The sequence below is a fragment of the Photobacterium sp. TY1-4 genome (genome assembly GCF_025398175.1).
Classification (GTDB): domain Bacteria; phylum Pseudomonadota; class Gammaproteobacteria; order Enterobacterales; family Vibrionaceae; genus Photobacterium.
Window position 1 is genome coordinate 3,349,420 of sequence record NZ_CP099734.1, and the last position, 22,573, is coordinate 3,371,992.

The 22,573-nt window shown below is 55.4% G+C and carries 16 protein-coding genes; 6 read left to right on the top strand and 10 right to left on the bottom strand.

The features are described from left to right. Positions 1-24: 24 nt before the first annotated feature. Positions 25-1,617 carry a bifunctional phosphoribosylaminoimidazolecarboxamide formyltransferase/IMP cyclohydrolase gene (gene purH, locus NH461_RS15470; RefSeq protein ID WP_261601177.1) on the top strand — a complete coding sequence of 531 codons (1,593 nt, stop codon included), beginning with the start codon at positions 25-27 and terminating at the stop codon, positions 1,615-1,617. 213 nt (positions 1,618-1,830) lie between these two features. Next, positions 1,831-3,114 carry a phosphoribosylamine--glycine ligase gene (purD, locus tag NH461_RS15475; protein ID WP_261601178.1) on the top strand — a complete coding sequence of 428 codons (1,284 nt, stop codon included), beginning with the start codon at positions 1,831-1,833 and terminating at the stop codon, positions 3,112-3,114. Between the two features lie 79 nt (positions 3,115-3,193). On the opposite strand, the gene NH461_RS15480 is transcribed toward purD, so the two are convergent. Both NH461_RS15480 and hupA read right to left on the bottom strand, forming a co-directional pair. Then, positions 3,194-3,892, bottom strand: a complete 699-nt coding sequence (locus NH461_RS15480) for a DUF1481 domain-containing protein (RefSeq protein ID WP_261601179.1) — start codon at positions 3,890-3,892, stop codon at positions 3,194-3,196. Between the two features lie 41 nt (positions 3,893-3,933). Continuing rightward, positions 3,934-4,206 (bottom strand): nucleoid-associated protein HU-alpha, encoded by a 273-nt coding sequence (gene hupA / locus NH461_RS15485; RefSeq protein WP_261601180.1) that lies wholly within the window; start codon positions 4,204-4,206, stop codon positions 3,934-3,936. Positions 4,207-4,433: 227 nt separating this feature from the next. Here hupA and NH461_RS15490 point away from each other — a divergent pair, with 227 nt between their 5' ends. Continuing rightward, a complete protein-coding gene (locus NH461_RS15490; RefSeq protein ID WP_261601181.1) occupies positions 4,434-5,492 on the top strand; it encodes a CNNM domain-containing protein in 1,059 nt (352 codons plus the stop codon). Between the two features lie 94 nt (positions 5,493-5,586). On the opposite strand, the gene brnQ is transcribed toward NH461_RS15490, so the two are convergent. Next, positions 5,587-6,903, bottom strand: a complete 1,317-nt coding sequence (gene brnQ / locus NH461_RS15495) for a branched-chain amino acid transport system II carrier protein (RefSeq protein ID WP_261601182.1) — start codon at positions 6,901-6,903, stop codon at positions 5,587-5,589. Positions 6,904-7,390: 487 nt separating this feature from the next. Further along, a complete protein-coding gene (locus NH461_RS15500) occupies positions 7,391-7,978 on the bottom strand; it encodes a YjaG family protein (protein WP_261601183.1) in 588 nt (195 codons plus the stop codon). A 69-nt stretch (positions 7,979-8,047) separates the two neighbouring features. On the opposite strand from NH461_RS15500, the gene NH461_RS15505 reads away from it, so the two are divergent. After that, entirely contained in the window at positions 8,048-8,959 is a 912-nt protein-coding gene (locus tag NH461_RS15505; protein WP_261601184.1) for a D-2-hydroxyacid dehydrogenase, read from the top strand. A gap of 28 nt (positions 8,960-8,987) precedes the next feature. After that, positions 8,988-9,584: a uracil-DNA glycosylase family protein gene (locus NH461_RS15510; protein ID WP_261601185.1), complete on the top strand. Its 597-nt coding sequence runs from the start codon at positions 8,988-8,990 to the stop codon at positions 9,582-9,584. Between the two features lie 117 nt (positions 9,585-9,701). Here NH461_RS15510 and hemE read toward each other — a convergent pair whose 3' ends face one another. The 4 genes from hemE to nudC form a co-directional block, all read right to left on the bottom strand. Continuing rightward, a complete protein-coding gene (gene hemE / locus NH461_RS15515; protein WP_261601186.1) occupies positions 9,702-10,769 on the bottom strand; it encodes a uroporphyrinogen decarboxylase in 1,068 nt (355 codons plus the stop codon). A gap of 391 nt (positions 10,770-11,160) precedes the next feature. Continuing rightward, the gene (locus NH461_RS15520) at positions 11,161-11,928 is read right to left on the bottom strand and encodes a hypothetical protein (RefSeq protein WP_261601187.1); all 768 of its coding nucleotides are present in this window, start codon (positions 11,926-11,928) and stop codon (positions 11,161-11,163) included. Beyond that, the gene (locus tag NH461_RS15525) at positions 11,928-12,416 is read right to left on the bottom strand and encodes a hypothetical protein (RefSeq protein WP_261601188.1); all 489 of its coding nucleotides are present in this window, start codon (positions 12,414-12,416) and stop codon (positions 11,928-11,930) included. Before NH461_RS15525 ends, NH461_RS15520 begins: the two co-directional genes overlap by 1 nt. Before the next feature lie 139 nt (positions 12,417-12,555). After that, on the bottom strand, positions 12,556-13,314 hold the full coding sequence (gene nudC, locus NH461_RS15530) for an NAD(+) diphosphatase (protein WP_261601189.1): 759 nt from the start codon (positions 13,312-13,314) through the stop codon (positions 12,556-12,558). 149 nt (positions 13,315-13,463) lie between these two features. Between nudC and rsd the strand changes: the two genes are divergently transcribed. Continuing rightward, positions 13,464-13,946 carry a sigma D regulator gene (gene rsd / locus NH461_RS15535; protein WP_261601190.1) on the top strand — a complete coding sequence of 161 codons (483 nt, stop codon included), beginning with the start codon at positions 13,464-13,466 and terminating at the stop codon, positions 13,944-13,946. A gap of 260 nt (positions 13,947-14,206) precedes the next feature. Here the strand turns inward: rsd and rpoC are convergent, their stop codons facing one another. Further along, entirely contained in the window at positions 14,207-18,424 is a 4,218-nt protein-coding gene (gene rpoC / locus NH461_RS15540) for a DNA-directed RNA polymerase subunit beta' (protein ID WP_261601191.1), read from the bottom strand. A 100-nt stretch (positions 18,425-18,524) separates the two neighbouring features. Continuing rightward, positions 18,525-22,550: a DNA-directed RNA polymerase subunit beta gene (rpoB, locus tag NH461_RS15545; protein ID WP_261601192.1), complete on the bottom strand. Its 4,026-nt coding sequence runs from the start codon at positions 22,548-22,550 to the stop codon at positions 18,525-18,527. Between the last annotated feature and the right edge of the window lie 23 nt (positions 22,551-22,573).

Sequence of the window (22,573 nt, forward strand, 5' to 3'; positions counted from 1 at the left end):
CCGTGTACAAAAGAGATGGTCACAATGGAAAACGCTCGTCCTATTCGCCGTGCGCTGATCAGCGTATCAGACAAAACTGGAATTGTTGAATTCGCACAAGCTCTTGCCAACCGTGGTGTGGATATCCTGTCGACCGGTGGCACCGCCCGCCTGCTGGCCGAACAAGGCATCAAAGTCACCGAAGTTTCCGACTATACCGGCTTTCCTGAAATGATGGACGGCCGGGTGAAAACCCTGCACCCGAAAGTACACGGTGGCGTGCTGGGTCGCCGCGGCCAGGATGATGCGATCATGGCTGAGCACGGCATTGACCCGATTGACATGGTGGTGGTGAACCTCTACCCGTTCGCCCAGACCGTTGCCAATCCGAACTGTACCCTGGCAGATGCGGTCGAAAACATCGATATCGGCGGTCCGACCATGGTGCGTTCAGCAGCGAAAAATCACAAAGACGTGACCATTGTGGTCAACGCCCACGACTATGACCGAATTCTGTCTGAGCTGGAAAGCCACGACGGCTCACTGACCCAGGCCACCCGTTTCGACCTGGCCATTGCTGCGTTTGAACACACGGCGGCCTACGACGGGATGATTGCCAACTATTTCGGCACCATGGTGCCGTCTTACGGCGAGAACAAAGAAGGTGATGCAGAATCGAAATTCCCGCGCACCTTTAACCAGCAGTTCGAGAAGAAGCAGGACATGCGCTACGGCGAGAACAGCCACCAGGCCGCCGCCTTCTACGTCGAGCAGCAGCCGGAAGAAGCCTCGGTCGCCACGGCCCGTCAGATCCAGGGTAAAGCCCTGTCTTACAACAACATTGCCGATACCGACGCGGCGCTGGAGTGTGTCAAAGAGTTTGACCAGCCCGCTTGTGTGATCGTCAAACACGCCAACCCGTGTGGTGTCGCGCTGGGCAGCGATATCCTGGAAGCCTATGATCGTGCTTACAAAACCGATCCGACGTCAGCTTTCGGCGGCATCATCGCCTTCAACCGCGAGCTGGATGCCGCAACGGCCACAGCCATTGTCGAGCGTCAGTTTGTGGAAGTCATCATCGCCCCGAGCGTATCCGCAGAAGCTATCGCCGTCGTGGCAGCGAAGAAGAACGTTCGCCTACTGGAATGCGGTGAGTGGTCTGCCAAAACCACCGGCTTCGATGTGAAACGCGTCAACGGCGGCCTGCTGGTTCAGGACCGCGATCAGGGCATGGTCGGTCTGGACGACCTGAAAGTGGTTTCCCAGCGCCAGCCAAGCGAGGAAGAGCTGCGTGACGCCCTGTTCTGCTGGAAAGTGGCGAAATATGTCAAATCCAACGCCATTGTCTACGCCAAAGGCAACATGACCATCGGCGTTGGCGCCGGACAGATGAGCCGCGTCTACTCAGCGAAGATTGCCGGGATCAAAGCCGCGGACGAGAACCTGGAAGTCGCCGGCAGTGTGATGGCTTCCGATGCCTTCTTCCCATTCCGTGACGGCATCGACGCCGCCGCCGAAGCCGGGATCACCTGCGTGATTCAGCCGGGTGGCTCGATGCGCGATGAAGAAGTCATCGCCGCCGCTGACGAACACGGCATGGCGATGGTCTTCACCGGCATGCGCCACTTCCGTCACTAAACCCCATATTCACACCCAGGCCCCGTTCACCGGGGCCTGGGTGTTATTTAATTTAAGCTCACTCGTTGTTGTGAGCGTTATTTTTAGCAACTTTTACGCATTTAGCGCAAAGCCATTTTTTTGAGTTCAAGGAAAGCGCACGGAGTTTATGCCGATAAATGAGTACGCTTGACACCGAAACCAGAAAAATGGCGACGCGATAAGGATGAAAACATGAAAGTTCTGATCATCGGCAACGGCGGCCGCGAGCACGCCCTGGGCTGGAAAGCCGCGCAAAACCCTCAGGTTGAAACTGTCTACGTCGCACCGGGCAATGCCGGGACTGCGCTGGAGCCGAAGCTGGAAAACGTCGCCATCGGCGTCGAAGACATCCAGGGGCTGGTTAATTTTGCCCGGGACAACCAGATTGGCCTGACCATCGTTGGTCCGGAAGCACCACTGGTGATCGGCGTGGTGGATGCCTTCCGTGCCGCAGGCCTGCCGATTTTCGGTCCGACCGAAGCCGCTGCCCAGCTCGAAGGCTCTAAAGCGTTCACCAAGGATTTTCTGGCCCGCCACCAGATCCCGACAGCGGAATACCAGAACTTTACCGAGATTGAGCCTGCGCTGGCGTACCTGCGCGAAAAAGGCGCGCCAATCGTGGTTAAAGCCGACGGCCTGGCTGCCGGCAAAGGCGTGATTGTGGCAATGACGCAAGAAGAAGCTGAAGCCGCCGTGCGCGACATGCTGGCCGGCAACGCCTTCGGCGAAGCCGGTCACCGGGTGGTGATTGAAGAGTTTCTCGACGGCGAAGAGGCGAGCTTCATCGTCATGGTTGACGGTGAAAACGTGCTGCCGATGGCCACCAGCCAGGACCACAAGCGGGTCGGCAACGGCGATACCGGACCAAATACCGGTGGTATGGGCGCTTACTCCCCAGCCCCGGTGGTGACACCGGCGATCCACCAGCGGGTGATGGACGAGGTGATCTACCCGACGGTGCGCGGCATGGCTGCCGAAGGCGCGCCGTACACCGGCTTCCTGTATGCCGGCCTGATGATCATGGCCGACGGCACCCCGAAAGTCATTGAATACAACTGCCGTTTCGGCGATCCGGAAACCCAGCCGATCATGCTGCGCATGCAGTCGGATCTGGTTGAGCTGTGTCTGGCAGCGATTGACGGCAAGCTCGATACCATGGCGTCGAAGTGGGATCCGCGCGCCTCGATCGGCATCGTGCTGGCTGCCGGCGGCTATCCGGCCAGCTACAATAAAGGCGATGTGATTTCCGGCCTGCCAACGCAAAACACCGAAGGTGAGAAAGTCTTCCATGCCGGTACCTGCATGCAGGACGGCAACGTGGTGACCAACGGCGGCCGGGTCCTGTGTGCCACAGCGATGGCCGACAGTGTGTCTGCGGCGCAGCAGCGTGCCTATGCGCTGGCGCAGCAAATCAGCTGGGACGGCATGTTCTTCCGTGAGGACATCGGCTACCGTGCGATCGCCCGCGAGCAGTAATCCCGTCATCCTTCGTGGATGAACACCATAAAAACGCGCTGATTTCAGCGCGTTTTTTGATCGTCTGGCCGCAGCGGGACTATTGGGGATCCAGCAACACCGGCGACACCAGACACTGCTGGCTGTTATCGGCCAGCAACAGTACCTGGCTGGCTTCGATGCTGTCGCGCCGGACTTTACCGGTCAGGGCCATATAGCCTGTGGCGCGATCATGCCCGGAGGCCGCCGCCTGCGCCGCGACCGTGTTAAACGTCAGCGACTTGGCCCGCTGCTCGCCGCACAGGATCATGTGCTGCTGCTGCCAGTAGCCCTGCACTAAGCTCAATCCGGCCTTGCGCTGCTGCGCGATCACCCGCAGTGCCGCATCGACCTGACGGATCGGAGCATACAGCTCGACATCAGACAACGGCAACACGCTGCCATCCTGGGTAAAACGCTGGTAGACCGCTTGTCCCTCGGCGTCATAGCGTAGGTGCAGGGTAAACGGCACCAGATAATGCTCATCGCCCAGCCGGGTCCCCTGACGCTTGATTTCACGCAGCTTGCCGTCTCGCCAGCGATATTCGGACTCATAGCGCTCGCTATGCTCAGCCGTCACGACTTCCGCCAGTTTCACCGGTTGGTTTTGTTGCGAGGTATACCAGTACAATGTTGTCTTGGCGCCTTGCTGATAGCCGGTCGCGTGTGTCGAGATCGGGGAGATGACGGTATCGGATACGGAAGTGGTTTCACATCCAGTCAGGAGGGAGAGGAAAACTAAAGGAATGAGACGTTTCATAACAAAAACTCCGCCAGATGCGTTATCTGGCGGAGTATAGATTATTTCACTGAGTCTTTCAGTGCTTTACCTGCGACAAATGCAGGAACGTTTGCTGCAGCGATTTGGATTTCCTGACCCGTTTGTGGGTTACGGCCAGTGCGCGCAGCACGGTGGTTTACTTTAAATGTACCAAAGCCAATTAGTTGAACCTGGTCACCTTCCTTCAGCGCGTCAGCAATACCGTCCAGAGTCGACTCCAGGGCGATTTTCGCTTGAGCTTTAGAAAGATCTGCCTTTTCAGCGATCAGGTCAATCAGTTGGGTCTTGTTCATTAGGTTTCCCTTCTAAGGTTTTTCTTAAGACGCATCAACTCTAATTCAAAAGAAGCCCGTGTGGCAAAGGTTTGTCAGCTATGATGTGGCTAGGTGCGGGCTCTTTAACCATAAACTGAGCGCAAGTTCACAAAATGTTACTTACCGGCCGGCGGAAATAGTTGTATTTATTCCCCGTCGCACCGATTAATATAACCGTCACTCTGTTGTTTGTTCATAAGGTAAGCATGATACTCCTAACGATTTACGTCGCGATTGCGATTGGTGTTTCGTTCATTTGTTCGGTTCTTGAAGCCGTTCTGCTCAGCATTTCGCCGAGCTACATCGGGACCCTGCGTCAGCAAGGCCACCCGTCGGCCGCCCGTCTGGCAGCCCTGAAAGATAATATCGATCGCCCCCTGGCCTCGATCCTCACACTCAATACCATTGCCCATACCATCGGGGCAGCGACGGCCGGTGCACAAGCCGCTGTGGTATTCGGCAGTCAGTGGCTCGGTGTGTTCTCCGGCGTGTTAACAATTGGTATCCTGCTGTTCTCCGAAATCATCCCGAAAACCATCGGGGCCACCTACTGGCGCCAACTGGCTCCGGCGTCTGCCAGTGTCCTGCGCTGGATGGTCTGGGCGCTGACGCCATTTGTCTGGGTTTCCGAGCAAATCACCCGCCGCCTGTCGCATGGCCACCAGCCACCGAAGCTGCGTGACGAGTTGTCTGCGATGGCGATGCTGGCCAAGGAATCCGGTGAGCTGGCCGAAGGCGAGTCGAAAATTCTGGCCAACCTGCTTCAATTCCGCGAAGTGAATATCACCAAGATCATGACCCCGCGTCCGGTCTTGTTCCGGGTTGAAGCCGAGCAGCCGATCAACGAGTTTCTCTCTCAGCACAAGGACAGCCCGTTTTCGCGGCCACTGGTCTATAGCGAGCAGAAGGATAATATCCTCGGCTTTGTCCACCGCCTGGAGCTGTTCGCCGAAAGTCAGGCCGGACGCGGCAACAATGAACTCGGTACCCTGATGCGCCCGCTGCCGGTGGTGCTCAATACTGTCAGCGTCCCCAAAGCGTTCGAGCAGCTGATGAAAGAGCGCTCGCAACTGGTTCTGGTGGTCGATGAATACGGTACGGTTCAGGGTCTGGTGACCATGGAAGATATCTTTGAACACCTGGTCGGCGAAGAGATTGTCGATGAGGCCGATAAGAACACCGACATGCAGCAGCTGGCGTTCCAGCGCTGGGAGCGATGGAAGAAGCTCCATGGCGTGATTGAAAGCAAGGACGACGAGGCCTAATCCGCTATCGCCTGTATCCATCACAATCCATCCGGATCACAACAAAGGGGCCCTGCGGCCCCTTTTTGATTTCTCTCGTTAACCTAACCGCGACTTAGCCTCGCGACCGATCGACCGCAACCGCAAGCCCCCGGCTTTTCAGCTGTTTGGCAACCACCGCGGCACTCAGCATCAAAGCGGTCGGCACCACCCAGCCCGCATAATAGCCGTACAAGGGTAGTTCGCGGCTCAGCACTGCCTGTAGCTCAGCCGGCATGCCGCCGAGAATATGCAGTGCATCCAGGGCGCCGAAAACCAACGCCGTCGCCACGGTGCCAACCACACCAACCGGTGACAGGAAGCGGCGCAGCGGCGCAATCATCAGCAGGGCAATGGCGACCGGGTGCAGCGCAACCACCGCCGGCAAGGTGATCGCCAGCAACTGATCCAAACCGATATTGGCCACCAGCGCCGAGACCCCCATGGTGACCCAGACACAGCCCCGATACGACACTGGGGTGAAGGTCCGGCTGTAGAACTCACTGCCCGCCGTCGTAACCCCAATCGCGGTGGTCAGACACGCCAGCACCATCACTACACCCAGCAGCAGGGTGCCGAACAGGCCGAATCGCGCCGTGGTAAAGGCCGTCAGGATTTCACCGCCGTTGCTGTATGCCTGGCCGTCATGAACACTGGTGGCCCCGATGTAGGCCAGGGAAATATAGACCAACGCCATGGCGATGGCATACATCAGCGCAGCAATCAGGGTATATTTAGCCGTCGCTTTCGGGCAGCTGACCCCCATACTCTGGATTGCCCGGAAGATGATCCAGCCGAAGCCAATCGAGCCCAAGGCGTCCATGGTCATATAGCCCTGGGTCAGCCCCTCCGCCAGGGCGCCGGAGACATACGGTCCGGTTGCCGCGCTCAGCGCACCGGCTGGCGACCACCAGGCCACACCCGCCATCACCACCAGGATCAGCAGCAGCACCGGGGTCAGCCATTTCCCCAGGGTATCGACCAGCTTGCCGGGATACAGGGCGAACATCACTGTCGCCAGACAGAAGATCAGCGAGAACGGGATCAGGGCAGACTCCCCGACGAAAGGGGCAAAGCTGAACTGATAGGCGACCGTAATGGCCCGCGGGATCACAAACGCCGGGCCAATGACGATAAAGACCATCACCCAGAAACTGGTGGCCAGCGGACGCGGCAGCACTGTGGTCAGGTTATCCGAGCCGCCGACCAGCGCGACCATCACCAAGGCAAGTGCCGGCAGGCCAACCCCGGTCAGCAGGAACCCCATCATGCCTTCGATCAGATGCTCTCCGGCCTGGTAGCCCAGAAACGGGGGGAAAATCAGGTTGCCAGCACCCAGGTACATGGCAAAAGTCATAAAGCCCAAAGCGGCGATGTTGCGTGCACTTAACATAGTCTTCCTCTGTCGGAGTCAGCCTGAAAGGTACTAGCAAGGGAACGTCAAGATGAAGGAGCGACTCTGCCAGCACAGCTCAGGCTGACAGAAAAATGGTACGGCCTGTCAGCCCCGGATAAGTTCCAGAGAGAGCAGGAGGAGCAGGTTTGCCGCCACAGCGCGTTGGCTGCGGTTCAACAAGCAAGTTGTAAAAGCGGTTGATGACATACCCGATCCCGGCTGACGGTAAAAAAAACAGGAAGGTCCACCTTCCCGATGACCCCTAAAGTTATAAACGCCCGGCCAATGTCCTGACAAGCCATGACGAGAAATAAGTGAATTCCTTCAGCGAACTAATAACATTCTGGTCAATTTGACTACACCAGAACAAAAATACCAGAGTAATTTACTAAGATATCCAGCTGCACCTTCTTACGCCGGCCATAAAAAAAGAGCCAGACGGCTCTTTTTCCAGAAGTGTCAACTAAAGACTACAGGACTGTCTTTACAGCGCAATGCCCAGGTTGCTGATTGCATCTTCACGCAATTCTTTACGCAGACCTTTGATCAGTTCAATGTCCCGCTTCTCCGCTTCTTTCAGGGCCCGGAAAATCGCCCACTGCATGTCCCACTCGGCACACACGGCTTCATTGCCTTTCTGGTTGTCATTCGTCACCGCTTCCCCGGTCTGGGCAAATTCCAGATCCGCCACGGTCTCCGCCGACAGGGAGCTCAACTTCTCCAGGGTCTCCAGCATCAGATCGCGATCCAGCAGCGCATGAAGCAGATCTGCCAGCGCCATACAGGCATCGATGGCCGGGTTCACCGCATACAGATCGTAGTCGTCAGCACTCGGAACCAGCTCTTCGAGCTTTTCCAGCTGCTTTTCAAAGTCGATCTTGGCCGACTTCACCGTCAGGATCTCCCAGATGCTATCGAGGATCAGGCGGTATTTCTGGGCATCGGCAAACTCAGTTTCCCGGCAGAAAAACGCATAGTTCGGATACATCCGCTCGCACAGCGAAACCATAAAGGTAATGTGTTGCCAGGGCTCTAATTTTTCTAGACGAAGCTGAACAGGATTCTTTAGCATGGAGTCATCTGCGGTAGTGATTTGAATAGGATTTTACTTGATTCGCCGCGTCGGAAAAAGGAAAAAGGAATGCACAAGGTACTAATCATCTCGAAACAACAGCCGCGCTATCACCAACGCCTCAGCGCAGCGCAACTGCCCGGGCTTCATCTCACCGACGTCCCGGATGAAGCCGAGATTGTCCTGGCCGACCCGCCTCTGGTCGCTCCGATGCTCGCCGACTTGCCTGCGCTGTGCTGGATGCAGTCGACCTTTGCCGGGATCGATGCCCTGATGCAACCCGAGCTGCGCCAGGACTATCAGCTCACCAATATCCGCGGCCATTTCGGACCACTGATCGCCGAATATGTGCTGGGCTATACCCTGGACTATACCCGCCACCTGAGCCAGTACCGCCGGCAGCAACGCCGCGGCCAGTGGCAGCCCCTGCCCTACACATCACTCGCTACGCGCACCCTGGTCATCCTCGGGACCGGCTCAATCGGCACCCATCTTGCTGGCGTCGCAAAAGCCATGGGGATGACCGTGGTTGGCGTCAATCGCAGCGGGCGTGCCGAGCCGGCGCATTTTGACCGCATCTACCCACTCACGCAACTGACCGACGCGCTGGCGCAGGCCGATGTCCTGGTCTCCACCCTGCCGGCAACCCCGCAGACTGATCGGCTGCTCAACCGTGACAGCCTGAGCCATTGCCGTGAGACGCTTGTCTTTAACGTCGGACGCGGCAACAGCCTCTGCGAAACCGGCCTACTGGCCGCAATTAATGCCGGACAGGTTGCCCATGCTTTTCTGGATGTGTTCAACCAAGAGCCACTGCCACCGCATCATCCGTTCTGGCAGCACCCGCAGATCACCGTCACCCCGCATATTGCCGCCGAAAGCTTCCCCGAGCAGGTGTTCGAGACATTCCGGGACAACTATCTGCGCTATACCCAACAGCAGCCACTGCATCATCTGATCAATTTCGAGCACGGCTACTAACTTTCACCGGAAAAACCAGGGAGCCCCCATGGCATCGCAACAACTTGATAACCTGTTGGATCAAATACGCCGCTGCGAGATCTGCAAGGATCATCTCCCGCTCGGCCCACGACCGGTGATCCAGGCCGCGAGCAGCGCCAGGCTGATGATTGTCGGCCAGGCGCCGGGAACCCGGGTCCATGCCACCGGGATCCCGTGGAACGATCCGAGCGGTGATCGGCTGCGCACCTGGCTGGCGCTGGATCGGGACACCTTCTACGATCCCCGACAAATCGCCATCATGCCGATGGGGCTATGCTATCCGGGCAAAGGCAAATCCGGCGACCTGCCGCCGCGGCCGGAATGCGCGCCGCAGTGGCACCCGCAGGTGTGGCCGCTGCTGCCGGCGATCGGGATGACCCTGCTGGTCGGTCAGTATGCCCAGCAGCGCTACCTCCCGGACAAGCCTAAAACCCTGACCGAAACCGTCAGAGCCTGGCGTCAATGGGCGCCGCGTTATATCCCGATGCCCCATCCCTCACCGCGCAACACGTTGTGGCTGAAGAAAAACCCGTGGTTTGAAGCCGAAGTGGTGCCCTATATCCGCGAATACGTCCACCAGCACCTGGGGATTGCCGAGGGATAATCCCGAAAAGAAAAAGCCCACACCGGCGACGGCGTGGGCTTTTCAATCGTCTCTGTCAATCAGAGCACGATGACTCAGTCCTGCTGCGATGAAGGCCAGCAGTGAAGTGTCGATATGTTATTTGTGGTACGGCTTGGACAACTCGTGGACCGCCTCAACAAAGACCCCGGCATTTTCCGGCGGCACGTCCAGGTGGATCCCGTGGCCCAGGTTGAACACATGGCCGGTACCGCCATGGCCGAAGCCTTCCAGGATCGTCGCCACTTCCTGGCGAATGCGCTCAGGCTGGGCGTACAGCATGGATGGATCCATGTTGCCCTGCAGCGCCACTTTGTCGCCGACACGACGCTTGGCATCCGCGATATTGATGGTCCAGTCCAGGCCCACCGCATCACAACCCGTCGCTGCGATCTGCTCCAGCCACATGCCGCCGTTCTTGGTAAACAGGGTGACCGGGACACGGCGACCGTCGTTTTCACGGATCAGACCGTCGACAATCTTGTGCATGTAGCGCAGGGAAAACTCGTTGTAATCACGCGGGGTCAGCACGCCGCCCCAGGTATCAAATACCATCACCGACTGGGCACCGGCCTTGATCTGGGCATTCAGGTACTCGATGACGCTATCAGCCAGCTTATCCAGCAGGGCATGCAGCGTCGCCGGCTCAGCGTACATCATCTTCTTGATTTTGGTGAACGCTTTCGAGCTGCCACCTTCGACCATGTAGGTCGCCAGCGTCCATGGGCTTCCCGAAAAACCGATCAGCGGTACTTCGCCTTGCAGATCTTTGCGGATCTGGCGCACGGCATTCATCACATACTGCAGCTCGCCTTCCGGATCCGGCAGGCCAATCTTGTCGACATCCGCTTTACAAGTGATCGGACGCTCAAACTTCGGACCTTCACCGGCTTCGAAGTACAGTCCCAGGCCCATGGCATCCGGAATGGTCAGGATATCTGAAAACAGAATGGCAGCATCCAGCGGAAAACGGCGCAGCGGCTGTAGCGTGACTTCACTGGCCAGCTCAGCATTTTTGCAGAGGGACATAAAGTCGCCGGCCACACTTCGGGTTGCACGGTATTCTGGCAGATAACGGCCTGCCTGGCGCATCATCCATACCGGTGTGCAATCGACCGACTGCTTCAGCAGCGCACGTAGGTAGCGGTCATTCTTTAATTCGCTCATTCGGGACTCCCTGGGTAAATTCTGCGGCGTATTGTATCACTCCGGGTCGGCAACAAAAGAGCCCGATTGTTAAGCAGATCATGTTTATCACAACAATCCGACCTCCGGGTTTGCGACCCGACCCGCCACCGTGGTACAAAATCTGCGCGCTAGCAACTATAACAATGATATTGCTCGTCAAAGAGCACGATAACTGCACCTTACCCCTCCGAACGGAGGGTTTTTTTATGCCCAAAACAGGCCAATGATGGCACAGGCCCGATGGCGGCCACACCCGGCAAAGCACCCTGCCGGCAAAATGCCACAGCCCCAGAATCAAGAAACCAGAATCAAGAAAGGAGGCTCACGCCTCCTTTACCCTGACCTCACTGCGTCGACCGCCTTGCGCGCGTTAGCCCGCAATCAGCTCGCAGACTTTTTTCGAGATCCCGGAGACATACCCCTGAGCCAAGTAAGAGGGACACAAGGCTTCCTGCACTTCGGAAGAATGCTTCAGGTACCCCTCAGCCCCTGCCAGTTTATGATCCCGGCAGTGTTGGGTCGCGACCGCCAACGCCGCCTGATAGTGCTGGTGTTTGGGCAACGCCAAGGTCTCCAGCACGCCTTTCGCCACATCCGCCTCTTGACAGTAATTGGCATTGCGCTGCACGGCTGGCACGAAGAACGGGACCGATGCGGTCGATGAAACCTGCTTCAGCGCCCGTTGTCCCTGCTGGAACAGCAGGTCCGCCGGTGCCGAGAAATGCGCCAAGGTTTGAGCATATTCATAGGTACAGGCCGCATTCCCGTAGCGATAACACGGCGCGTAATATTGCTCAGCCTGCGCCAGGTAGATCGCGGTAAACTCGCCATTGTTGACCAACTGCGGATACTGCAGCGCCAAACCCTTGCCGACCCCGATAATATCTTCCAGGCTCACCGTGGCCGTCAGCGATTTCAGAAACGCCACCCCGGCCTGATCAACCAGCGCCTGCCAGGTCGCTCCACGCTCTGCCGGACTGACATCCTGCAAATGCGTGATCACCTCGGTCCAGGCCTGCTGCCGAGCCAGTTGCTGGAGTTCATCGAGCGAGTAGATCTGCGGCTCTGCCTGAGCGCTGACTGCCACAAACGCCAAACCGATAGCCGCACCCCGGATACAAAAGCTCATACGTTCCATCAGCCCCATGCATCCTGCAGTAACTTCGCAAACTTACTATTGTAGGTCCCGTTTCCATTGAGTTTGATATTCAACTCAGTCCCATCCGGAGATAGGCTAAAGCTGGTATCACGCTCGGTGATTTTGCTTTGACCGCTGAAATTTAGTGTCTTCAGTTTGCTGAATTCCGCTTTATACAGCTCAGCATGATCAATCTTGGTACACAACGCCACCATATCGTCATAGATGTTGTTGACCTGACCGCCAACCCAGCCCGCCACGTTGACCGGATCTACGCGCGCTTCCTGGTAGTCATATCCAGACCAGGCTTGCCAGTCGATGCTGGCTTTCAGCTCGGCATTCCCACACTTTTGCTGGACCCGGGCGACCTCGCTTTCAATCACATCCTGGGACACCAGTTGCTTGGCTTTCACCTTGAGCCCGGCTGCGTTGGCGCCGCCCACCAGCGACATAGAGCATAAAATCAGAGCAATGTGACGATATTTCATAGCTTCCTCAATTCGTATCACCGATCAAAATTATGGTCGCTGTTGTATATGATTCTGCCGGGCACATCTACCGCTAAGCACGCTTAATAGTGAGAATAGGAAGCAACCTCGAGGTGTTATGAAATTGACCGTTTTAACATCACATGAGTTCCAGAGTCGCCTCGATCAACGTCCGGGCAATGGTACCGGGAGGCGCCACGGGTGGCAGGTTATCCGCCCTGGCCCAAATCGCATCACTGAGCTCGGTATAGTCGGGTTTGAGTTCGCCACCGGCATAGTCGGCCAGAAACCCCATCATCAGGTTCGACGGAAACGCCCAGGGCTGGCTGGCGACATAACGAATATTAGTCACGTCAATACCGGTTTCTTCTTTCACCTCGCGCGCCACGCACTGCTCCAGGGTTTCACCGGCCTCAACAAATCCGGCGATCACTGTGTACATGCCGGTTTTATGGCGCGGATGCTGCGCCAGCAAAACCTGATCGTCTTTTCGGACCGCGACAATCACGCAGGGAGACAAGCGGGGATAATGATGAATCTGGCAAGCCGGGCAAGCCATCGCCAGCTCGTGGACGGCCAGGTGGCAGCGCTCCCCACAGGCGGCACAAAATGCCTGGCTGCTCAGCATATGCGACAGCTGTGTCGCCTTGCCGGCGAGGTTGAATAATTCCCCATCGAGATGCAGTAATTCCCTTTGGGAGTAGAAATGCGCCTCGCCATCGCTTTCAGTCACTTCCAGCCAATACACCGGTTTATCGTGAAAATGACCAATCAGGTGGGCCTGATCGCACGAAAACCCTAATTGTTCAGGCGTAGATAGTGGAAGCGTTTGATTTTCTAAGTATAACTGGCGATCTTTGACGACACACCAATAGGCGACATCTTGGTTATTTAACATCAATGTTACATCCATCCTTGCAGGGTTTGATTTTTACTGGCAATCTAAACTTATCAACGGATGCGATCCGTCAGACAAGGGTCTCTTTTTAAAGAGATTCAACTGTAGTTTCGTCAGTATTGATACTGGCCGATCATGAGGGCATGGTCATGCTAAGTAAATTCGAGCAAGTTCAAAAACAGTGGGGCGGCACCAGCGATGTCATTGATCACTGGCTAATGTCCAGGCAACAACTCCTGATTGACTATTGCAAGCTTGCCGGGCTTCCGCCCTTCGAGCAAAAACAACGTCAACTCCCCACCGCAGCCCAGCTGCAACTGTTCAGCCAGCAATTAGTCGATTACATCTCCGAAGGTCATTTCAAAATTTATGATATGGTCATGGCCCGCTGGAATGCCACCGGTTATTCGCCCACCGAAGAAATTTCAACACTCTACTCGCAAATCACCCGCACCACAGATCCACTGCTCAATTTTGCCGACCGCTACTGCGATATCGCAGAAGACGACGAGCTGCCGGATTTTGACACCGATCTGTCTCTGACAGGTGAGCTGATCGAGTCGCGGTTTGAACTGGAAGACGAGTTAATCGAGCTGATCAGCGAAAGCCTGGCCTGTCCGCCCGGGGCCTGATCGCCCAAGCAGAACCTGTCCTCCACCAGCCTGATGCGCACATCGGGCTGGGTGGTATGACGCCGAAAATCCAGTCAAACTCTCAGCATATTCCCGCCCCAACGTCCCCCCTGATTTGCATCGCGTCGATACGAAACCTACAGAGCTATCTCTATTTTGTTTTGCTGAGCGCTCTTCTTTGCTAAGCACCCCGCCATGGTACCGACAATAAAAAAGGGTACCCGAAGGTACCCTTTTCAATCAATGCGATAAACGAGAGATTAATGCTCGTCGTTCAGGCCGGCATTCAGCAGTGCCGCCAGATCTTGCGAAGCTTGCTCCGCATCAACCTGAGGTGCAACTGGCTCAAGCTCTGCATCACGTTGGCGCTGACGCTGCTGATGGTACGCAAAACCGGTACCGGCAGGGATCAGACGACCCACAATGACGTTCTCTTTCAGGCCACGCAGTTCATCACGCTTACCAGAAACCGCAGCTTCGGTCAGTACGCGAGTCGTTTCCTGGAACGACGCCGCAGAGATGAACGACTCTGTCGCCAGAGATGCTTTGGTGATACCTAGCAGATCACGCTCGTAAGTGGCTGGGAGTTTACCTTCAGATTCCAGCTTACGGTTTGCGATGGTCACGCGAGAGTATTCCAGCTGCTCACCCGGCAGGAACTCAGAGTCACCCGAAGACACGATGGTAACTTTACGCAGCATCTGACGAACAATCGTCTCAATGTGCTTATCGTTAATCTTAACGCCCTGGAGACGGTAAACTTCCTGAACCTCGTTCACGATATAGTCAGCAACAGCGTTCACGCCACGCAGACGCAGGATATCGTGTGGCGCCTCTGGACCATCGGCGATGACATCACCTTTCTCGACCTTCTCACCTTCGAATACGTTCAGCTGGCGCCATTTCGGTACCATTTCTTCGTAGACGTTCCCTTCAGCAGGGGTGATGATCAGACGACGCTTGCCTTTGGTCTCTTTACCGAAGGATACCGTACCTGTGATCTCAGCCAGGATAGCAGGCTCTTTCGGTTTACGCGCTTCGAACAGGTCGGCAACGCGTGGCAGACCACCGGTGATATCTTTCGTACCGCCAGATGCCTGAGGAATACGCGCCAGCGTATCACCGATACCAACCATGGCACCGTCTTCCAGCTGGATAATCGCTTTACCCGGCAGGAAGTACTGTGCAGGCATTTCGGTACCCGCGATCATCACGTCATGGCCATTCTCGTCAACCAGCTTGATGGTCGGACGCATGTCTTTACCCGCACCGGTACGCTCTGCAGCGTCCAGTACCGTGATCATCGACAGACCGGTCAGGTCATCCGTCTGGCGAGAAACCGTCACGCCGTCGATCAGGTCAACGAACTGAACACGACCCGCCACTTCAGTGATGATTGGCATGGTGTGTGGGTCCCAGTTGGCAACCACTTCACCGGCATTCACATGCTCACCGTCATTCTTGCTCAGGTGTGAACCGTATGGCAGCTTGTAGTTCTCTTTCGTACGGCCGAACTCATCAATGATGGTCATTTCAGACGCACGAGAGGTGATCACCAGCTTACCTTCGTTGTTCACAACGAACTTGGCATTTTGCAGTTTCAGAGAACCGTTGTTTTTCACCTGAATGCTGTTTTCAGCCGCTGCCGCAGATGCCGCACCACCGATGTGGAATGTACGCATCGTCAGCTGGGTACCCGGCTCACCGATAGACTGTGCAGCAACAACACCGACCGCTTCACCTTGGTTTACCAGGTGACCACGGGCCAGGTCACGGCCGTAACAGTTACGACAACAACCGAAGTCGTTTTCACAGCTAACAACCGAACGTACTTTCACCTGGTCAACAGAGTTTTCTTCCAGGATGTCACACCACTTCTCATCCAGCAGCGTGTTACGCGGCGCAAGAACTTCTTCCGTTCCTGGCTTCAGTACGTCTTCAGCAACCACACGACCCAGTACACGCTCACGCAGTGGCTCTTTAACATCACCACCTTCGATCAGCGCCATCATGTTGATACCTTCGTGGGTACCACAGTCATCAGACATGATCACCACGTCTTGCGCAACGTCTACCAGACGACGAGTCAAGTAACCGGAGTTCGCTGTCTTCAGTGCGGTATCCGCCAGACCCTTACGAGCACCGTGGGTTGAGATGAAGTACTGGAGTACGTTCAGACCTTCACGGAAGTTCGCGGTGATTGGCGTTTCGATGATCGAGCCGTCCGGCTTGGCCATCAGACCACGCATACCTGCCAGCTGACGGATCTGAGCGGCAGAACCACGCGCACCCGAGTCGGCCATCATGTAGACGCTGTTGAACGATTTCTGCTGCTCTTCTTCACCATCGCGGTTGATAACGGTGTCGAAAGACAGGTTATCCATCATCGCCTTGGCAACCTGCTCATTGGCAGTGGCCCAGATATCGATCACTTTGTTGTAACGCTCACCAGCAGTCACCAGACCCGACTGGAACTGCTCCTGGATCTCGGCAACTTCAGCTTCGGCTTCTGCGATCTTGGTGTATTTCGCTTCTGGTACAACCATGTCGTCGATACCAACAGACACACCAGACAGAGCCGCGTACGCGAAACCGGTGTACATGATTTGGTCCGCAAAAATAACGGTCTCTTTCATGCCCAGTTCACGGTAACAGGTGTTCAGCAATTTAGAGATTTGCTTCTTACCCAGCGCCTCGGTGTTGACCAGGCTGTACGGCAGACCTTTCGGTACGATTTGCCACAGCATGGCACGACCAACTGTGGTATCAACCAGCTGAGTGTTAGCAACCAGGTTACCCTGCTCGTCTTTCACGTGCTCAGTGATACGCACTTTCACACGAGAGTGCAGCTCGGCGTTGCCGGTACGGTAGGCTTTTTCAGCTTCTGCTGAACCCGCCAGGTACATACCTTCACCCTTCGCGTTGATTTTCTCACGCGTCATGTAGTACAGACCCAGTACAACGTCCTGAGAAGGAACGATGATTGGATCACCAGACGCTGGCGACAGGATGTTGTTGGTCGACATCATCAGCGCACGCGCTTCCAGCTGTGCTTCCAGGGTCAGCGGAACGTGGACCGCCATCTGGTCACCATCGAAGTCGGCGTTATAGGCCGCACACACCAATGGGTGCAGCTGGATCGCTTTACCTTCGATCAGCACTGGTTCAAATGCCTGGATACCCAAACGGTGCAGGGTTGGTGCACGGTTCAGCATCACCGGGTGTTCGCGAATCACTTCGTCCAGGATATCCCAAACAACCGCTTCTTCGCGCTCGACCATCTTCTTGGCAGCTTTGATGGTTGTGGCCAGGCCACGCGTTTCCAGCTTGCCGTAGATGAATGGCTTAAACAGCTCCAGTGCCATCTTCTTCGGAAGACCACACTGATGCAGACGCAGGTAAGGACCTACCGTGATTACAGAACGGCCTGAGTAGTCAACACGCTTACCCAGCAGGTTCTGACGGAAACGACCCTGCTTACCTTTGATCATATCGGCCAAAGATTTCAGAGGACGCTTGTTCGAACCTGTGATCGCGCGGCCGCGACGACCGTTATCCAGCAATGCATCAACAGACTCCTGAAGCATACGCTTTTCGTTACGTACGATAATATCAGGCGCAGCCAGATCCAGCAGGCGCTTCAGACGGTTGTTACGGTTGATCACGCGACGGTACAGATCATTCAGATCTGAGGTTGCGAAACGACCACCATCCAGCGGTACCAGCGGACGTAGATCCGGCGGCAGAACTGGCAGAACAGACAGGATCATCCACTCAGGGTTGTTGCCTGACTGCAGGAATGCTTCGACCAGCTTCAAACGCTTGGTCAGCTTCTTACGCTTGGTTTCAGAGTTGGTTTCTTCCAGCTCTTCACGCATCAGTTCGATTTCAGCATTCAGGTCCATGTTGGCCAGCAATGCTTTGACCGCTTCGGCGCCCATTTTCGCGTCGAATTCGTCGCCCCACTCTTCCAATGCGTCCAGGTACTGCTCTTCGCTCAGCAGCTGGCTACGCTCAAGGTTGGTCATGCCTGGTTCGATCACAACGTAAGATTCGAAGTACAGTACACGTTCGATATCACGCAGTGGCATGTCCATCAGCAGGCCGATACGGGACGGCAGTGACTTCAGGAACCAGATGTGGGCAACCGGAGAAGCCAGCTCGATGTGACCCATACGCTCACGGCGCACTTTGGTCTGCGTAACTTCTACACCACATTTTTCACAGATCACACCACGGTGCTTCAGGCGTTTGTATTTACCACAAAGACACTCGTAGTCTTTTACCGGGCCAAAGATACGTGCACAGAAAAGACCGTCACGCTCAGGCTTAAAGGTACGGTAGTTGATGGTTTCTGGCTTTTTCACTTCACCAAACGACCATGAACGAATCATGTCTGGTGACGCAAGACCGATTTTGATCGCATCAAATTCTTCAGTCTTGTGTTGTGCTTTCAGAAACTTAAGTAAGTCTTTCACATTCGGCTCCTGTGAGGAGTTGACCCATAAAGGCGCCAGTTGGCTGGCGCCTTCATATTTATACCGGTTTAACTAATAAGTATAGGTAACCAACCTAGGCTTATTCGTCTTCCAGCTCGATGTTGATACCCAACGAGCGGATCTCTTTCAACAATACGTTGAACGATTCCGGCATACCTGGTTCCATACGATGGTCGCCATCGACGATGTTCTTATACATCTTCGTACGGCCGTTCACGTCATCCGACTTAACAGTCAGCATTTCCTGCAGGGTGTATGCTGCGCCGTATGCTTCCAGCGCCCACACTTCCATCTCACCGAAACGCTGACCACCGAACTGTGCTTTACCACCCAGCGGCTGCTGAGTAACCAAGCTGTAAGAACCGGTAGAACGGGCGTGCATCTTGTCATCAACCAGGTGGTTCAGTTTCAGCATGTACATGTAACCCACGGTTACCGGACGCTCAAACTTGTCACCAGTACGGCCATCAAACAGCGTCAGCTGACCAGACTCAGGTAAATCACCCAGCTTCAGCAGCTCTTTGATCGAGGACTCAGGCGCACCATCAAAGACTGGTGTCGCGATAGGCAGACCGCCACGCAGGTTCTCAACCAGAGTGCGAACTTCATCGTCTGACAGGGCAGCAATGTCGACGTTCTGGCGTGTATCGCCCAGATCGTAAACTTTCTGCAGGAACTCACGGAACTTGTGCAGTTCTTGCTGCTGCTTCAGCATCTCGTTGATCTTGTCACCGATACCTTTCGCTGCCAGACCCAGGTGGGTCTCCAGGATCTGACCGATGTTCATACGAGACGGTACACCCAGTGGGTTCAGAACGATATCAACCGTCTGGCCCTTCTCGTCGTACGGCATGTCTTCGACAGGGTTGATCTTCGAGATAACACCCTTGTTACCGTGACGACCGGCCATCTTATCACCCGGCTGAATGCGACGTTTCACGGCCAGGTAAACCTTAACGATCTTCAGTACACCCGGCGCCAGATCATCACCTTGGGTGATCTTGCGACGCTTGGTCTCGAACTTCTTATCGAATTCGGCTTTCAGCTCGTCGTACTGCTCGGCCAGCTGCTCCAGCTGGTTCTGCTGGGCTTCGTCGTCCAGCGTCTGTGCGAACAGTTTTTCGCGATCCATCGACAGCAGTTTGTCTTCGCTGTAACCGGCTGCCAGCAGCAGGGTGCGAACACGTGCCAGAAGGCCACCCTCAAGGATTTGGAATTCCTCGGTGATGTCTTTCTTCGCTTCTTTCAGCTGCATCTCTTCGATTTCAAGCGCACGCTTGTCTTTCTCCACACCATCGCGGGTAAAGACTTGGACGTCGATAATCGTACCAGAGACAGAGTTCGGCACACGCAGAGAAGAGTCTTTCACGTCAGACGCTTTCTCACCGAAGATCGCACGCAGCAATTTCTCTTCCGGCGTCAGCTGAGTTTCACCTTTTGGTGTCACCTTACCAACCAGGATGTCGCCGCCTTTCACTTCAGCACCGATGTAAACGATACCTGACTCATCCAGCTTCGATAGCGCTGCTTCACCCACGTTCGGGATATCGGCAGTGATTTCTTCCGCACCCAGCTTGGTATCACGCGCCACACAAGACAGCTCTTGAATGTGGATGGTGGTCAGGCGATCTTCCTGGACCACGCGCTCAGAAACTAAGATGGAGTCTTCGAAGTTGTAACCGTTCCAAGGCATGAACGCGATGCGCATGTTCTGGCCCAGTGCCAGCTCACCCAGGTCCGTTGACGGGCCGTCAGCCAGGACGTCGCCACGCGCAACCGGCTCACCCGGCATGACAGTTGGACGCTGGTTGATACAGGTGTTCTGGTTCGAACGGGTGTACTTGGTCAGGTTGTAGATGTCGATACCAGCTTCGCCTGGTACCAGCTCGTCTTCGTTAACTTTAATCACGATACGAGAAGCATCGACGGACTGAACCATACCGCCACGTTTGGCAACAGCTGTTACACCGGAGTCAACCGCTACGTTACGCTCGATACCGGTACCAACCAGCGGCTTGTCAGCGCGCAGCGTTGGGACGGCCTGACGTTGCATGTTCGCACCCATCAGGGCACGGTTCGCATCATCGTGTTCCAGGAACGGGATCAGGGATGCCGCCACCGATACAACCTGGTTGGTTGCAACGTCCATGTACTGGACGTGATCGCGTGGGTGCAGACCGGATTCACCTTTCTGGCGAGCCGTGATCAGTTCGTCAGCGAAAGAGCCGTCTTCGTTCAGCGCGGCGTTGGCCTGCGCGATGACGTAGTGGCCTTCTTCGATGGCAGACAGGTAATCAATTTCTTCCGTGACCTTGCCGTCGATGACTTTACGGTATGGGGTTTCCAGGAAACCGTAAGCATTACACTGTGCAAACGCAGACAGTGAGTTGATCAGACCGATGTTCGGACCTTCAGGTGTTTCGATAGGGCACAGGCGACCGTAGTGGGTTGCGTGGACGTCTCGAACCTCAAAGCCAGCACGCTCACGTGTCAGACCACCTGGACCAAGCGCCGAGATACGACGTTTGTGAGTAACTTCTGACAGTGGGTTGTTCTGATCCATAAACTGAGACAGCTGAGAAGAGCCGAAGAACTCTTTCACTGCCGCAGAAATCGGCTTGGCGTTGATCAGATCCTGAGGCATGACAGCATCCAGATCGCCCAGGCTCAGACGCTCTTTCACCGCACGCTCAACACGGACCAGGCCAACACGGAATTGGTTTTCCGCCATCTCGCCCACAGAGCGGATACGACGGTTGCCCAGGTGGTCGATATCATCGACTTCACCTTTACCGTTACGGATGTCGATCAGCTTACGCATCACTTCGATAATATCGTCGTGATCCAGTGTACCGGCACCCGTGCCTTCTTCACGGTTCAGTGAGCTGTTGAACTTCATCCGACCAACCGCAGACAGATCGTAACGATCTTCGCTGAAGAACAGGCTTTCAAACAGCTGCTCTGCCGCTTCGCGTGTCGGTGGCTCGCCCGGACGCATCATGCGGTAGATCTCAACCAGTGCGCTCAGACGGTCAGTGGTGCTGTCGACACGCAGGGTTTCTGACATGTATGGACCGAAGTCCAGGTCATTGGTAAACAGGACTTCCAGTGACTTGTGACCCGCTTGTGACAGCAGTGCCAGCGTCTCCAGGCTTAGTTCCTGGTTCGCAGCAGCGATCAGCTCGCCAGTCTCTTCGTTCACATAGTCACGAGAAGCGATTTTGCCAACAATATATTCAACCGGCACTTCGATGTGATCGACGCCGTCTTTGCCCAGCTGGCGAATATGGCGAGCCGTAATTCGGCGGCCTTTTTCCACGTAAACGGTGCCGTTGGCTTCGATGTCAAAGCTTGCAGTTTCGCCACGCAGACGCTCTGGGATCAGCTCCATCACCAGAGATTTGCCCTGAACTTCGAACTTCACTTTCTCGAAGAACATATCCAGGATCTGCTCGGTGGTGTAGCCTAGTGCACGCAGAATGATTGATGCTGGTAGCTTACGACGACGGTCGATACGTACGAATACGTTATCCTTAGGATCAAATTCGAAATCCAACCATGAGCCACGGTAAGGGATGACGCGTGCATTGTAGAGCACTTTACCTGAGGAGTGGGTTTTACCCTTATCGCTGTCGAAGAAGACACCCGGGCTACGGTGCAGCTGGGATACGATAACCCTCTCGGTACCGTTAATAACGAATGTACCGTTATCTGTCATGAGCGGAATTTCGCCCATGTATACTTCTTGTTCTTTGATGTCTTTAACTGTGCCAGCAGGTGCGTCTTTATCGTACATCACCAGACGCAGCTTCACGCGCAGCGGCGCAGAATAAGTTACGCCACGAATCTGACATTCTTTAACATCGAAGACCGGCTCACCGAGACGATAGCTAACGTATTGCAGCTCGGAATTGCCGTTATAGCTCTGAATTGGGAAAACAGAACGAAAGGCAGCTTCTAGACCGTAATGCCCTTCCGGATCCTGCTCGATGAACTTGTCAAAAGACTCAAGCTGGATCGACAGCAAGTAAGGTACATCCAATACTTGTGGACGCTTACCAAAATCCTTACGGATACGCTTTTTCTCGGTATAAGAGTAAACCATAGGTTCCTCAGATCGCTGATAAG

Bases quoted from the DNA above. Each gene is read 5' to 3' on its own strand.
- purH (WP_261601177.1), top strand. From the start codon at position 25: ATGGAAAACGCTCGTCCTATTCGCCGTGCGCTGATCAGCGTATCAGAC.
- rpoB (WP_261601192.1), bottom strand. From the start codon at position 22,550: ATGGTTTACTCTTATACCGAGAAAAAGCGTATCCGTAAGGATTTTGGT.
- hupA (WP_261601180.1), bottom strand. From the start codon at position 4,206: ATGAACAAGACCCAACTGATTGACCTGATCGCTGAAAAGGCAGATCTT.
- NH461_RS15520 (WP_261601187.1), bottom strand. From the start codon at position 11,928: ATGGAACGTATGAGCTTTTGTATCCGGGGTGCGGCTATCGGTTTGGCG.
- NH461_RS15500 (WP_261601183.1), bottom strand. From the start codon at position 7,978: ATGCTAAAGAATCCTGTTCAGCTTCGTCTAGAAAAATTAGAGCCCTGG.
- hemE (WP_261601186.1), bottom strand. From the start codon at position 10,769: ATGAGCGAATTAAAGAATGACCGCTACCTACGTGCGCTGCTGAAGCAG.
- NH461_RS15510 (WP_261601185.1), top strand. From the start codon at position 8,988: ATGGCATCGCAACAACTTGATAACCTGTTGGATCAAATACGCCGCTGC.
- NH461_RS15525 (WP_261601188.1), bottom strand. From the start codon at position 12,416: ATGAAATATCGTCACATTGCTCTGATTTTATGCTCTATGTCGCTGGTG.
- NH461_RS15490 (WP_261601181.1), top strand. From the start codon at position 4,434: ATGATACTCCTAACGATTTACGTCGCGATTGCGATTGGTGTTTCGTTC.
- NH461_RS15480 (WP_261601179.1), bottom strand. From the start codon at position 3,892: ATGAAACGTCTCATTCCTTTAGTTTTCCTCTCCCTCCTGACTGGATGT.
- nudC (WP_261601189.1), bottom strand. From the start codon at position 13,314: ATGTTAAATAACCAAGATGTCGCCTATTGGTGTGTCGTCAAAGATCGC.
- brnQ (WP_261601182.1), bottom strand. From the start codon at position 6,903: ATGTTAAGTGCACGCAACATCGCCGCTTTGGGCTTTATGACTTTTGCC.
- rsd (WP_261601190.1), top strand. From the start codon at position 13,464: ATGCTAAGTAAATTCGAGCAAGTTCAAAAACAGTGGGGCGGCACCAGC.
- purD (WP_261601178.1), top strand. From the start codon at position 1,831: ATGAAAGTTCTGATCATCGGCAACGGCGGCCGCGAGCACGCCCTGGGC.
- NH461_RS15505 (WP_261601184.1), top strand. From the start codon at position 8,048: ATGCACAAGGTACTAATCATCTCGAAACAACAGCCGCGCTATCACCAA.